This is a genomic window from Volucribacter amazonae (genome assembly GCF_029783845.1).
Lineage (GTDB): Bacteria > Pseudomonadota > Gammaproteobacteria > Enterobacterales > Pasteurellaceae > Volucribacter > Volucribacter amazonae.
In genome coordinates, this window is sequence record NZ_LWID01000001.1 from 378,094 (window position 1) to 392,292 (window position 14,199).

Annotated in this window: 14 protein-coding genes and 1 tRNA gene; 1 reads left to right on the forward strand and 14 read right to left on the reverse strand. The window is 36.5% G+C overall.

Features of this window, described 5'->3' with window-relative positions; all coding sequences use genetic code 11:
- Nucleotides 1-292: 292 nt before the first annotated feature.
- From A6A20_RS01860 to gloB, 11 genes are all read right to left on the reverse strand, one after another.
- Entirely contained in the window at nt 293-1,033 is a 741-nt protein-coding gene (locus A6A20_RS01860) for an antA/AntB antirepressor family protein (protein WP_279571878.1), read from the reverse strand.
- A 129-nt stretch (nt 1,034-1,162) separates the two neighbouring features.
- Entirely contained in the window at nt 1,163-1,432 is a 270-nt protein-coding gene (locus A6A20_RS01865; protein ID WP_279571634.1) for a hypothetical protein, read from the reverse strand.
- Nucleotides 1,433-1,527: 95 nt separating this feature from the next.
- Nucleotides 1,528-2,190: a Rha family transcriptional regulator gene (locus A6A20_RS01870; RefSeq protein ID WP_279571635.1), complete on the reverse strand. Its 663-nt coding sequence runs from the start codon at nt 2,188-2,190 to the stop codon at nt 1,528-1,530.
- A gap of 51 nt (nt 2,191-2,241) precedes the next feature.
- Complete coding sequence (locus A6A20_RS01875) at nt 2,242-2,580, reverse strand: hypothetical protein (protein WP_279571879.1); 339 nt, start codon at nt 2,578-2,580, stop codon at nt 2,242-2,244.
- A gap of 18 nt (nt 2,581-2,598) precedes the next feature.
- Nucleotides 2,599-2,799 carry a helix-turn-helix transcriptional regulator gene (locus tag A6A20_RS01880; protein ID WP_279571880.1) on the reverse strand — a complete coding sequence of 67 codons (201 nt, stop codon included), beginning with the start codon at nt 2,797-2,799 and terminating at the stop codon, nt 2,599-2,601.
- A 162-nt stretch (nt 2,800-2,961) separates the two neighbouring features.
- The gene (locus A6A20_RS01885) at nt 2,962-3,891 is read right to left on the reverse strand and encodes a hypothetical protein (protein WP_279571881.1); all 930 of its coding nucleotides are present in this window, start codon (nt 3,889-3,891) and stop codon (nt 2,962-2,964) included.
- Between the two features lie 10 nt (nt 3,892-3,901).
- Nucleotides 3,902-5,125, reverse strand: coding sequence for a tyrosine-type recombinase/integrase (locus tag A6A20_RS01890; protein WP_279571882.1), 1,224 nt, complete (start codon nt 5,123-5,125; stop codon nt 3,902-3,904).
- 197 nt (nt 5,126-5,322) lie between these two features.
- Nucleotides 5,323-5,399 (reverse strand) — tRNA-Val (locus tag A6A20_RS01895).
- Between the two features lie 113 nt (nt 5,400-5,512).
- Nucleotides 5,513-6,835, reverse strand: a complete 1,323-nt coding sequence (gene hemA, locus A6A20_RS01900) for a glutamyl-tRNA reductase (RefSeq protein WP_279571883.1) — start codon at nt 6,833-6,835, stop codon at nt 5,513-5,515.
- A 156-nt stretch (nt 6,836-6,991) separates the two neighbouring features.
- Nucleotides 6,992-8,215, reverse strand: a complete 1,224-nt coding sequence (locus A6A20_RS01905) for a Bcr/CflA family multidrug efflux MFS transporter (protein WP_279571884.1) — start codon at nt 8,213-8,215, stop codon at nt 6,992-6,994.
- A gap of 28 nt (nt 8,216-8,243) precedes the next feature.
- A complete protein-coding gene (gene gloB, locus A6A20_RS01910; RefSeq protein ID WP_279571885.1) occupies nt 8,244-8,951 on the reverse strand; it encodes a hydroxyacylglutathione hydrolase in 708 nt (235 codons plus the stop codon).
- Between the two features lie 25 nt (nt 8,952-8,976).
- Between gloB and A6A20_RS01915 the strand changes: the two genes are divergently transcribed.
- Nucleotides 8,977-9,690 carry a class I SAM-dependent methyltransferase gene (locus tag A6A20_RS01915; RefSeq protein ID WP_279571886.1) on the forward strand — a complete coding sequence of 238 codons (714 nt, stop codon included), beginning with the start codon at nt 8,977-8,979 and terminating at the stop codon, nt 9,688-9,690.
- A 103-nt stretch (nt 9,691-9,793) separates the two neighbouring features.
- Here the strand turns inward: A6A20_RS01915 and A6A20_RS01920 are convergent, their stop codons facing one another.
- From A6A20_RS01920 to mnmC, 3 genes are all read right to left on the reverse strand, one after another.
- A complete protein-coding gene (locus tag A6A20_RS01920) occupies nt 9,794-10,489 on the reverse strand; it encodes a WaaS/CpsH family glycosyltransferase (RefSeq protein ID WP_481584977.1) in 696 nt (231 codons plus the stop codon).
- A gap of 313 nt (nt 10,490-10,802) precedes the next feature.
- Nucleotides 10,803-11,840 (reverse strand): glycosyltransferase family 4 protein, encoded by a 1,038-nt coding sequence (locus tag A6A20_RS01925; RefSeq protein WP_279571888.1) that lies wholly within the window; start codon nt 11,838-11,840, stop codon nt 10,803-10,805.
- A 284-nt stretch (nt 11,841-12,124) separates the two neighbouring features.
- Nucleotides 12,125-14,146 (reverse strand): bifunctional tRNA (5-methylaminomethyl-2-thiouridine)(34)-methyltransferase MnmC2/FAD-dependent 5-carboxymethylaminomethyl-2-thiouridine(34) oxidoreductase MnmC1, encoded by a 2,022-nt coding sequence (mnmC, locus tag A6A20_RS01930; RefSeq protein ID WP_279571889.1) that lies wholly within the window; start codon nt 14,144-14,146, stop codon nt 12,125-12,127.
- Between the last annotated feature and the right edge of the window lie 53 nt (nt 14,147-14,199).

Below are 14,199 nucleotides of genomic sequence, written 5' to 3' on the forward strand. Positions count from 1 at the left end.
GATAAGCGGGTATCTCGTTTTGAGATACTCTTTTTTTTTGGCTTGCCGTCTGCTCAAATTGAGCAAATGGACGGTTATTTTTAGCCGTCGTTAAACATTCACTTATGAAAAAAGTTCATACGTGGAGAAAATCCAGTCGTGAAAAATTTTTACTCCCTTTTTTAAGGACTGCAAAATCTGCAAAATCTTGATATTTTGCTAACAAAATCCGCTATTTTTCTATTATCTTGTCAATAAATATCAACATTTAGATGACAAGTTTTGACAAGTTCAATGCCCTTTGTTTATTGGCTTAATGGTGGGGCGTTTCTCGCTTTGCTAATGTCAATAGCCAGCCTTTCCGTTTCTGATAATTCATATCAAGGCGAATTAAGGCGATATCCGTTTCTTGTAGTTGGCTAAGCGTGGCTAATTGCTGTGGCGTAAAACATTCCCTTATATTTCCTTGAATACCTTGCTCTTTTCGCCATTGGTTAAGGCTTTGCCCTAATACAAGGCTATCTAGCATACTGTTTTCATTCATAAAGTAATGGGCTTTAATGGGCTTACCTTGGCGGATTAAATAGGCTTTTAGCTCATCAGTTAATCGCTGATTATTGTCAATGGTGGCGAGTCTGATTTGTGTTTGGGCTATCTGCTTACGGTAAACTTTAGGGGCTATGGTGGCTAATTGTTTTTCTGACTCGATAAAGTGCTGGCGGATTGCTTTACCTACGGGGCTTTTTTCCATTAAGCATAAATGTTTCGCCATATCTAAGCTAATGATGTAATCAATTTGCTTTTGTGGTCTGGCTTTAGTGTATTGCTCATTATTTGCGCTCGCCCGTTTTGGTGAGCTCAAATTTTCAACAACAATAAAATCTAAACCATTAATAAAATCAGCCTGCTTAATACGGGCTTTTATCCAGTTAGAAAAATCACGCCCCACGCCTAAGGCTTGATGTAAATTTCTTGCGTCTATGCCGTGAATGCTCTCTTGTTGTTGGTTGGTATAGGGTTGTTGTTTTAGTAGTGCAATAATTTGATGTTGCATTGTCTTTCCTCGCTTTAATCTCTGTTTTTCCTCGCGCGCGCGTACTGGTAACAAAATTCATTATTTTGCCGTTATCGTTTCAACAAATTTCAATCAGTTTCAACATTTGCCGCTTTTCTGCCCTTAGGGTTATTTAGTGGCTAACTGATGAAATTTAATCAGTTGCTTTAATTGCTTTTCAGCTTGTAATGTTGCCGTTCGATAACTTTCATTATTAGGATATTGCTTATAATCACGCTTAAAGCTCTCTAGTCGCTCGCTAAGCAATAAAACCACTTCACCTAAGGGGTAAGGCTCGTTATCGTTATAAAGGCTCATAAAGTGAAATAGCGTGCGTTTATTGAGATAATGCTCAATCGCTTGGCTAAGTAGTCGCTGTTTAGCTATACGGCATTTCATTTCTTTTCATCTCCATTCTTCAGGTTTTTTCAGGTAGCTATTAAGTTAGCTATCGAGTTAGCTATTAAGGTTTTATTACCTTTTGCCCGGTCTCCTCAATGTTGAGAAAAGCCCTGTAACGCCGTTTTCTGTAACAATGCTTTCCGCAAGGAATAATTTAGCCCGAGCTTTATCATAACGGCGTTTTCGGATAACAATTCATCTACTCGTTTTAGTTCTGGTTCGGTTAAGAATTGGCGTATTTCTGCGTCTTTTGGATAGCCCCTTGCGGTTAGCCATTTCTTTTTACCCACGCCCAAAGTAACACGATAAACAAGATTATTTTCACGGCTATAGGCGTGGGGGTCGTCTTTGCCTTGTCGTTCTAAACTTGCCTTAATGGCATCATTTAGCCGTTGTTGGTCTTGTTTTAAATTCGCCCTTGAGCTAATCCACTTTCTCATATGATTAAACTCGTTAATGTAGGCTTCTTTAAACTGCATTGCTTTCTTGCCAGTAAAACCCATCACAAGCAAAGTAAAACCGTCTTGGGTCATTAGGTATATTGGTTGCCTTTTTCCTCTGTCATCTTTGTAATTTGACGGCTTAAAATTGAGCCGCCAAAATTCAGGCGAGCAATTCAATTCTTTAATAGCTCTTAAAATATTTTTATGTTGCTTGTCAAAGTAACTCGCCACTTTTAAGCTGTCGGTTAGTGCGGTCATTTCTTTGTTAAATAATTTAGGAAAAACCGCCCCATTAAAACACTCTTTCATCATTGTTCTGTTTCCTCTTGTTTTGGTTTAGTGGCTCAATTTGAGCGACTAAAATCACGCCTTAAAATTCGCTAAATAGGCTTGTTGCTCTTGCTCGGTCATCAAGCCTAAATCTCGCTTTACTCGCTCCCTGTTTAATAGGGCTATCGCCTTAATGGCTTCTTTTCGGTTGGCTAGGCGGTAAATCGTGTATTGCCCTAGTTCGCTTTGGGTGGTGGACTGAGTTTTAATCAGGGAAATGTTATGCTTGCTTTCCAATTCCGCCACTTCATTACGTCCGCTATTAATAAAATAGTTCATATCAATTTCACGCCCGCTAATCCCGTTAGGGTGGCTAAGTAGGGCAATGATGACTTTCCCTTTACGGGTAAGGGGTTTTGTTTGGGTTGTCATTGGGTTGCTCCTTTCTATTTAGCGTTTTCGGCTACTAGATAATTCATTAATAAACTGATTAACTTCATCTTCCCGATAGCCGTTAAGTCTTCCGCCTAGGGGAAATGGCTTAGGGAATGTCGGTTTATACTGTGGGTGATTTGGATTCTGCCAACTGTAAAAGGCGGTTTGTTTAATACCTAATCGTTGTTGAAATTCTTTAGACGTGATAACTTTCATATCTTTCCTCTCGTTACGTTGATAAATACAAGCTAAAAAGCTGTTACGGTTTATAGCGTTGCAACGTGAAGAATGGTATGAATGTTTTAAGGATAAAAAAATGCCCTCAACTTGCTAAAGTTAGGGCATTGCTTGCTGTGGGTTAATCTCTGCTAGTAGCGCTCAAGGGGATAATTTTTGTAGCCAATTTTTGCGGATCGTGGCTTCTGAAACTTTAAATATTTCAGTCATTTTTTTAGCAAATTGATTTTTACTTGGTATTCTCCCTCTTTCTCGCTCTCTTGTTTCATATTCTCGCCACTGGGCTATGATTTTCTCTTTAATTCTATTGCTTTTCTCGTGTCGTTTTTGTCCGCCTTTTCTCGCATTGGCAGTTAAGACTTTTTTTGCAATATCCTCATTAATCTTTGAATTATCTATATAATCTTTCCAATTTTGGGCAATATGTATCGCTCTGAATGCACTAATAACATCTCGAGTAGCTAGCGATAGACGATATAAATAAAATTCTTTAAAACTTCCAAAAGCACTACCATAACCACAACTAGACCGATTATTATACTCACTAAATTGAATATCTATATTATTAGTTTCTATAACTTCACTTACATAATATAATGCTAACAATGCCATTAATTCATAAGACTTAATATTAACTACATTACCTAATTCAATATTTGTTACTGGTTTATCAATTAAATTATTTTCTGTAATAAATTTTTCTAACCATTCGTAATTATCTATCCAGTCATCAGGATTCAACATATTCAAATAATTACATACCTTTCCAAGATCATAGGGATAATCACCATCTTTTAGCTCTCCCGATAAATACGCTTTATTAAAAAAATATTTTTCTTTACTCGGATTGTTTTTTATTTTTTCTCTAAATTTATTACAAATTTCATTAAAGCAATCATTTTCAACATATTCAATAAAAAAAACTGTTAAATATTTAACCGTTTCCATTACATCTATATGCTCTTTTTCTTTTAATAATTCCATTGCGGAATAAACCACTTCATCAAACCTAAAATAGTCAGGTTGTAAATCTTCTATTTTATCTAGTAAATGTTGACAAAACTTTTTCATTATTAACCTCTTAATATTCTACGGCTCGTTTTTGACATTGCTCAATAAACTCGCCCCATCTATTCATAATGCCCACTCTCTGATTAAAATAAGTGGCTTTGTTATAAACTCCGCTCACGCCTTGAATATGGTGAGCTAAACAAGCGTCTACATAATCCCTAGGCTCGCCCATTTCATTTAGGTAAGTGCTGGCTAATCTTCGTAAACCGTGGGCGGTTTGCCGTCCTTTATAGCCCATACGGCTAATTACTCGGTTAGCGGTTTCTTTATTCATTGGCTTATCATTCACTAAACTACTCACAAAGACATATCGCATATGCCCCGTAATGCTTTTCATCTTCTCTAAAATTCGGATTGCTTGCGGTGAAAGGGGAACAATATGCGAATGTTTAAGGCTATGGCGTGTTTTCTTCATCTTTTCCGCTGGAATTGTCCAAATCTTATGAATGAAATCAATTTCCGCCCATTCCGCACTAACTGCCTCATTAGGTCTAACCATTGTTAATAATTGCCACATAATTAAATAGCGAGTTTTAGGCTCAATATTGGCGTTTTGTAGGGCGTTAAGAAATTCGGGCAGTTCGTTATGATTAATGGCTGGGTTATTGGTTTTACTGTGCTTAGCAAACATCTTTCTAATATTTGAGCAAGGATTACCCACAATCAAGCCACCATTTACCGCAAAATCTAAGATTTCGTTAATCATCATTATTAGGCGGTGTAAGGTTTCTAATTTGCCTTGCTGGGCGATAGGTTGCAACGTGCTAACCACTAAAGGCGGGGTTATTTCTGTAAGTGGGCAATGCCCTATAAAGGGAAATAAATGCTTTTCAAGCCGTCTATAATTCTTTTCTATGGTCAATTGTGCGACTTCCTGCCGTTTCTTCTCTCGCCATTTTTCAGCTACGGCTTGAAATGTATTGACTAGCTCAAGTTGTTTTTTGATTTTATCTTCTTGCCGTTTGACTTGTGGATCTATCCCTTGAGCAATCAAAGCCCTAAAATCTTCCCGCATTCTACGAGCTTGGGCGAGAGTAACCTCAGGGAATGCCCCTAATCCAATCAACGCATTTTTATTCACAACAGGCTTTTTATATTCAAATCGCCACAACTTAGATCCATTAGCCTTAACTAAAAGGGATAACCCACCACCATCAAAAAGGCGATAATCTTTCTCTTTGGGTTTTGCTTGTGCGACTTGAGTGTTAGTTAGTGGTATTGCTCGCCTTGCCATTATGTCCCTTTCTTTTGCCTATATCGTTAAGAATAACTATACGGCTTTTTAACTATACTGCCCCGTATAGTCATTCGTATAGTTAAAATTGGTGTATTGAAGTGTAGTATAATGTAGTTAAAAACACAATAAAATGCTCTCAAGCCAGTATTTTCAAGGGTTTATCGGTGTTTAATGAAGTGATATGAAGTGGTTGATGGTGCGACTAGCTGGACTCGAACCAGTGACCCCCACCATGTCAAGGTGGTGCTCTAACCAACTGAGCTATAGTCGCATTTGAAAAGTGGGCTAATCATATAAGTTTTTCCTCTTGAACACAAGTTTTTTTATTATTAAGACGAAATGATTGATAAAAATTTAAACATTCCCAGCTAATCTGTGTTTAAATTAATCTGCTTTCGTATAATGTTCAAGTTGTTCTATACCTAAAGCACCAGAAAAGGCTTGTAATCCTGTAGCATTGCCTTTTCGTACCATGCTTTGCATCGCTTGTGTAGGAATATGCAATAACCGATTAGTTAATTTATAACTTAATTCTTGCAGCAACACCTCTGGATTTTGCCCTTGCTGTAATCCTTGTAATGCTTTTTCTAATAATTGTTGTCGGCTTTGTTCTGCATCTTGACGGTAATGTTGAATTAAGCCTGAAAACTGATGCACTTTTAACCAATCAAAAAAATCCTGACATTCTTGGCTAATAATTTGTTCTGCTTGATATGAAGCCTTTTTTCTTGTATCTAAATTGCGTTGAATAATACTTTGTAAATCATCAACGCTATAATAATAAACGGTATGTATATCGCTTACCCTTTCATCAACATCTCGAGGAACAGCAATATCAACAATTAACATAGGTTTATTTTTCCGTCTTTGTTGAGCTTGTTTTACCATATTTTGTGTAATCAAGATTTGTTCACTGCCCGTTGAACTAATAACAATATCAGCAATATCAAGTCCTTGTTGCAACTCTGTTAGAGTAAGAAGATTTATGTTAGGTTGAGCTAATTTTGCCACAAGGGTTTCTGCTCTCGCTAAAGTGCGGTTGGCTATGGTTAAATTTTTTGCACCATGTTGTAATAAATGACGAGCCACTAACTCAATAGTCTCCCCTGCCCCGACTAACAAAATATTAAGATGATGAAAAGAATCAAAAATTTGCCTTGCTAAATTACAAGCTGAATAAGCAACAGAAACCACTGAACTGCCGATTTCCGTTTCAGTACGCACACGTTTCGCCGTAGCAAAGGTTTTTTGAAATAAGCGAGAAAGTTCACTAGAGATATTTTGCTGTTGAGTTTGATAAAAATCCTCACTATATTGATAGGCTTGTTTAACCTGCCCCAAAATTTGAGGTTCACCTAAAATTAAGGAATCTAATCCACAAGCAACTCGCATAATATGCTGTACAGCTTGCATATTTTGGTAATAATAACTGTGTTTTTCTAAGGCGTTAAAATCAATTTGATGGATTAAAGCAAACCAATATAGACAATGTTGTTGCCAAATTTCGCTTTCTTCTGGGGGAATTTTTTTATTATGTAAATAGATTTCCGTCCTATTACAAGTAGACAAAATCACGGCGTGTTCAGCTAAGCCATTACGCTGTAATTGTTGCAATGCTAAAATTCGTTTTTGCTCAGAAAACGCAACTTTTTCTCGTAGCGAAACTGTGGCAGTCTTATGGTTCACACCAAGCACTAGAATTGTCATAAATCACTGATAATTGCGTTGCTCTTACAAGTCAATTTAATCATTATTTTGCTCTTGCAATCTATCACGCCAAATAAAATCCCCCAAATAATTGCGTTATTTTAATCAATCCCATTAAATTGAGCAAATCAAACCTGAATAAACCGCTACCTTTAATCATAAATCTCGGTTATTTGCCTTGTTAATACTGCGATAGGTTAGAAAGTAATAACTCGTTACACCAATTAACACACAAAAGAACATAAACAATAACATCGGCATTGCGCTATAAATTGGCAATAAAGATAGTAAAAAGCCGACCAATGCCCCTGTGCCAAAACGGATAGTGCCAACCAAGGAATTGGCTGTGCCTGCATATTGCGGAAATTGCTCTAAAATTGATGCCATGGCATTGGAGCCAATGGTAGATAACATACCAATATAGCAAGCAATCCCTAATGCCATTGCCCAAAACCCAAGATCAAATATTGCTACAAGAAATAACCAAGTACCTGCGATAAATTGTACTGATAAACCAAAGCGTAACATTTTTTCTGCCCCGACCTTCATTACCATACGGCTATTAATTGAGGTAAATATAATCATCATTGACATATTCATAATGAAAAAATAACCAAAATGTTCAGAGGCAATACCATAAATATCAATATAAACAATTGAGCCAGAAGTAAGAAAACAAAACATTCCCGCAAAAGAAAACGCCCCACAAAGCACATAACCTACCACAGCTTTGACTTGAACTAATGAACGAAAGTTACGCACAATACCCCCAAGATTAAATACAACTCGTTTCTCGGGTGGCAACGTTTCAGGAATACGAATCAGCACCAATAAACAAGACAAAAAGCCCATAAAAGCTAAAACATAAAATACCGTATGCCAATGAAAAAATTTAGCAATATAACCGCCAATAAAAGGGGCTAATAAGGGGGCTAACATTGAAATGAGCATAATTAACGACATCATTTTAGAAAAATAGTTTTTGCTAAATAAATCCCGCAATAATGCCCCTAATATCACTGCAGGGGCTGAGGCAAATAAACCTTGCACAAAGCGTAAACCGAGAAAATGCTCAATACTGGCAACTTGCGTTAAGATTAAGGCAATACTGGCAGAAACAAAAGTCCCAATTAAAATGGCGGGCTTACGTCCAAAACTATCCGCAATCGGTCCCCATAAAAGCTGCCCAAGGGCAAAACCGAGGGTAAATAATGCTAACGTATTTTGTACACGCTCAGGGCTGACCTGTAAATCTTGTGCTATATCTAAAAAAGAGGGCAAATACATATCAATGGCTAAAGGGGGCAACATTGCCAAAATTCCCAATACCAAAATAAACATAAAACTTGCCTGCTGTTGTGCAGAAGTATGCTGATTCATGTTAATTTCCTAAATAAAGATCAATAAATTAAAAATTATCTTTTGCTTGGCGTAATTGAATAAATTCGGTCAAATTTTTAGCTTGTAGAAAGGGATTAATCTCTCGCTCTAATTTTAAACTGGTAGGCAAACTTGGTTTTCCCTCAGCTCGCCATTTCTCCACCAAAATTTTCTGATTTTGCACCGCACTTTTATGCATTTGATCCTGAGCCACATGATAAGCAAACTTAAGATTGGACAAAGTATATTCATGAGCAGGGCAAACAACAGTTTCTACAGGTAATTGGTTTAAGCGTTGTAACGAGGCAAACATTTGTGCATAATCGCCAGTAAACACTCGCCCACAACCAGCGGAAAACAGCGTATCGCCACAAAATAAATGCCCATCAAGCAAAAAGCTCACATGGTTCGCCGTATGCCCACCACTGGGAATGACCTCAATCTGATAATGTACCGTATGAAAAATACCTTCATTAATTACCGTTGAAACATATTCTGCCGTTTCACTCGGCCCATACACCTCCACTTGTGGATATTGCTGACGCAAATCTTTTACTCCTGCCACATGATCATCATGATTATGGGTTAGCAAAATCGCCTCCAGAGCAAGGTGATGTTGCTGCAAATAATCAATAACAGGACGAGATTCTGCGGGATCGATCACAATAACAGGTAAATTTTCTCGCCCATACAACCAAATATAGTTATCATTAAGAACTGGTAGTGCAACTAACATAAATTCTTCCTATTGAGAGCAGTAAATGAAATGGCAAGCTAAATCTAACACAACCTTTCGCTTACCTACCTGTTGGCAAGAAATCCAACAAGGCGAACAATATCGTAAATTGCTTGAACAATACTTTGCAGACTGGTTTCCTAAAATTTTAGGCTACCATATTCTCTATATCGGTGGATTAAGTGCCGAAATCCATTATGAATTACCTCTGCGTAACCAAATGGTCATTTGCCCAGAAATTCCCCCAAATCTCACCGCACTTTACGCCAATAGACCCGATCATACACTGATTAATGCCAAAATAACAGAGTTACCCTTAATAGAAAAACAGGTTGATGCTTGTCTATTAATCAATAGTCTGAACTTTTGTCAAGATCCCCATCAATTACTACGTGAAGTCAATCGGGTATTAACCGATGACGGCTATTTATTTCTCTCATTGTTTAATCTATGTAGTCCCCTTTTATTTAAGCAACATCTCAACACAAAACAACACCAAGCCCTCCCTTTTCGTCAATTTATCGATTGGCGTATTTTAGACTGGCTTGCTTTATTACATTTTGATATTTTAGATTATCAACGTTTAACCACCCCACCACTTCCCAGCTGTTTCTCGCCATTAAGCGTCATCGTGGCACAAAAACGAACCTACCCCATACCTTTCACACCACAAAAAGTGCGGTTTAAAAACCAACAAGTTTTTAATGTGGCGGAAATTTGTCGGTGTGGTGAAATTTAGATTGTTTATAGGATTATTTTCTCCGAAATACAACCTGATTTCACCGTCTGGCGATCTAATTTCTTTATGAAAAGAAAAATAAATCGCCTAAGAGCAAATAGAACTAATTTAAATCATTTAAAATCCGTTCTATCCAAGCACTAAATGAATAGTAATTTTTGATATTTTCATCAATAGGCTGATAAGGCTTAGCTAAAAAGTCGCATAAAGATTCAGCATTATTATTTTCCCAAATAAGAATATTATTTGGATGATAGAAATCATAATTTTTTACAGATTTATTCGTTGTAATTAATTTTTTATCAAAACACATAGCATCAAATATTCTAAAAGATAAACCTGAATGTTTTGGATTAACAAAATCCACTACCACACTGCAATGTTTGACTTTCTGTAAATTTTTTTCAAACGTAAAAGACTCTTGAGGCAAAAGGTGGGTTATTCCTTGAGTACCTAACACTTTTTTTGCGTTTTCTTGTTTTGACACTATATAGAAATCAAGGGGTAAATGACAACGGTTAGCTGTATCGACAAAATATTTGATTTCACTGTTTCTATCGGCATTATATCCACCAAGAAAATAAATACCTGATGAATGCTGTTTTTCTTCTGTGAATACTAAAGGAAAATCAAAGAAAAAATTTGTGGTTGGCTTGACATGATAAGACGCATATTTTTTCACATCTGATTGATCAAAAACATAAAAGTCATTGAAAAATTCTGTATATTCTAGAATATCAGGGAATACATCAATACCATCCCATTGATAATTGACGCAATGTTGTGAAAGTAATGAGATTTGTTGAACAAATGATTAAAGATATTGGTTCGAATAAATAAAGCATAATCTGCTTTTTGTTGCTGAAGTAAGGCTATTTTGTCAGAAATATCCTGAAAAAATGGTGAAAGCTGTAAATATTTTTTATATTCACTACTTTTATTAATATATTTATCGTAGAGTAATTTTATCGGGCTAAATGGGGTAATAAAATGTGTTTTTTTAATATTATAGCAGAATGTAATGACATCAAATCCTCAGTATTCAAGGTTTCTTTGAATACATTTTTCTAGACCGTATAAATATGGCAAGGCAAGAATAATTTTCTTTTTCATTATGATAACTTCTCAATAATATTTTGTAGTGCTTGAATATGTGTCATTAAGCTTGGATCGTAATTTAATGCTTTTAGAGGTTGTTCTATTCGAGCAATATGTTTTATTGATGATTTTATTGCCAAATCAAGAGTAGATCTATTTTTTCGGTTAAAAGTATAACCAAAGTTATTTTGAAAGACTTCTGTACAAGCCATATTTTCAGAAAAAATAATTGGTGTTCCACAGAGAATAGATTCAACACCTACTAAGCCAAAAGGCTCGTATTTAGAAGCCATAATAGTATAATCGGCTGCCTGATATAACTCTGGCATATTACTACAAAATCCGAGGGAACGAATGTTTTTGCTTTCTGTAACTTGTGTGCCCGCAACAATTAATTTAATAGGTAAATTTGTTTGCTCAAAATAGCTTTTGAGTAAATCAAATCCTTTGCGAGAATGTCCCGTAGAGGGAAATACATAAATGATTTCTTGAGGAGAAAAACCAAATTTTTTTCTTAAATTTGACCGCACTTCTTTACTAATAGTATGAAACTTTTTTGTATTAGCTGGGGGATAAATGACCTTAATTTTCTGTTCAGGAATATTATAAAGCTCAACTAATTCATTTTTCATTAATTGAGAATGGGCAATAATTAATTGGCATTCTTCATAGGCTTTTTGCTCATTAGAGATTTTTAGTTTTTCTAGTAATGTTGGTGTTTTATTAAGGGCGCGTAAATAACCTTTGTGTTGCCCGCCACAAATAAGAATATCAGATTTCCTTACCTGTTGAATGGAAATAACAATTTCATTTTCTGCTTTTTGTTTTTGTATTGCTCGAGCAAAAAGAGGTAGGCGAAGTTTCTTTGGACACCAAGATAAATTAATTTTTTGAGGATCAATCCATTGATACTCTTTTAATGTTTTATCAAATGATGTTGAATAGAATTTTGTTTTTACTCCAAGCTGATGAAATCCATCGACCAAGTCTAAAATATAACGTTCAACACCACCACCTTGTTTAAACTTTAGGCACGTTAGAGAAAAAGACATATTGTCCCCCAAAAATTAGTTATATTGTTCAATCTATGAACGTCTAAAACTTAATGAATGAAATAATAAAATTTTATAAAAAAATTTCCTCTATAATCGGATAACCTCTTTATAAATAAGTATATTATTTTTGATAATTTACGCATATTTATACAACAAAAAGGAAATGACAACAACTTTTTCAGTTGAAAATGTATAACGTTTGCCATTTCTATTATTGTATTGATAATGTTTAAATGCTTCATTGTCGCTTTATCAGAAACTCATAAAAAATAGTTACTTTTCTATTTCTCTACCTTACTCCCCTTCAACAATTTTCTTATCCAACTACGATTTGGGTTTAAGGCATTGATAATGTCATTGCTAAGTGGAAGAGGTTCAGCATAGATGAGCGAGGCGAGGGTTTCGGCGAGTAATGGGGCGGAGGTTAAGCCTCGTGAGCCTAATGCACCGAGTAAAAAAAGATTGTCAAAATTAACCGCACTTTTTATGGGCTGTTGGCGGCGGCGTAGGTTATATAGATTGGCGTAATCGGTTGTTTGTTGCGCAAAATTTGGGACATTACCCATCATAGGAAGTCGATCTCGTACCGCACAACGTACCCCAATTCTCGCTTGGTTGCTGCTGGTATCAATATCTTTGACCCAAGATGCATCAGCCAGATTTTGTTGAATTTTTTGTTGATTTTGTTGTTGTTCTTGCAAGCTAAATTGTCTATCAGCACAATCCCTAATATGGCTTGCACCAAGGCAATGTTGTTGATCTTGGGGATCTTGTGGTGTGAGGTAGCCGTCATAGCAAATAACGCTTTTTAGTTTTGCCAAGTTTGGCGAGCTGGCGATATGGCTCACTTGCCCACGTACGGGATAGGTAGGTAAGGCTTGAGTTTGGCTAAATTGGTTAATGTTATGTCCATTGGCGAGAATGACAATGCGATGTTGAAAGCATTCTCCTTGCTCATTTTGTAAATGCCAATCATGGGCATGATGATGAAGTGCGGTAATATTTTGTTGTGTTTTTATGCTAACCCCTTGTTGTTGTAGATAGTGCCATAAATTTTGGACTAGTTGACGTGGAGCAAGCCAACCACCTTGTGGGATAAAACCGCCATGGCAAGGAAGGGGTAAGCCTGCGATTTCGCTAAGTTGTGAGGCGGAGAGGGCTTGGTAAATATCTTTAGGTAAGTCAAGTTGAGCAATTTTGGCTAATTTTTTTGCCACATTTTCCTGGTAAGCACAGAGGATTACGCCACAATTTTGTTGAGCAAAATCAATGTGTTGTTGTAACCAAGCTAATTGTTGTTGGCAATAAGCAAAGGCGTGTAAGTAAAAGCGGATATTGCGTTCATCATCATCGCTTAATTGAGGATAATATGCGCCTTGTTTATTGCCTGAGGCATTGAGAGCGGGTTGGGGATCTTGACAATAAAGGGTGATTTTTGCTCCACGTTGCCAAAGAGACAATGCGGTAAAAGCAGCAGCTACGCCCCCGCCCACAATGGCAATATCAAAAACTTTGTCAGAATTAACCGCACTTTGAGGAAGTTGCCAAGGGGTTGTTAGGGGAAGTGCGGTGTGATTTTGTGATTTTTTTCCCACCAACATTTCCCGTTTTTTGCCAAAACCTTTGGCTTTAGCAACTTCAAAACCTGCTTGTAATAAGCCTTTACGCACATGACTGGCTGCGGTAAAGGTGGCAAAAGTGCCGTTGGGTTTGGTTAAACGGTACATGTGTTGATAAAGTTGATCATTCCACATTTCTGGATTTTTGGCAGGCGAAAAACCATCTAAAAACCAAGCATCAATCTTATTATTCATATAATCGCCTAATTGCGGTAGGTTATCAGCAATATCGCCAAACCATAAATCTAGCGAGGTTTCGTCAAACTGAAAACGGTAGCAACCTTCAATAGGGGAGAGCCATTTTTGTTGCAATTCATCACATAACAGGGCAAATTCTTGGTATTGTTGTTGTGCTTGGCGTAAATCAGCCAAGGATAAGGGATATTTTTCAAAGGAAATAAAGCATAAACGGCGTAATGGGGATTGAGGGTATTGTTGGCGAAATTGACGAAATAATTGGATTGTGGCGAGAAAGTTTAAACCTGTGCCAAATCCTGTTTCTGCAATAGTAAAATGGGCTTGTGTGCTAGTTAGCCAACGTTGCCAAAGTTGATTACCTTGTTGAAAAACATAGCGACTTTCGGCAAGACCGTCTTGATTAGAAAAATAAACGTCATCAAATTGATGAGCCACTGGAGTATTTTGTTGATTAAAATAAATGTTGGCGAATTGAATTTTACGCATAAAAATATCTCTTTTTACTATTTAACGCTATAATACCCTGAGTTTTTATTTTA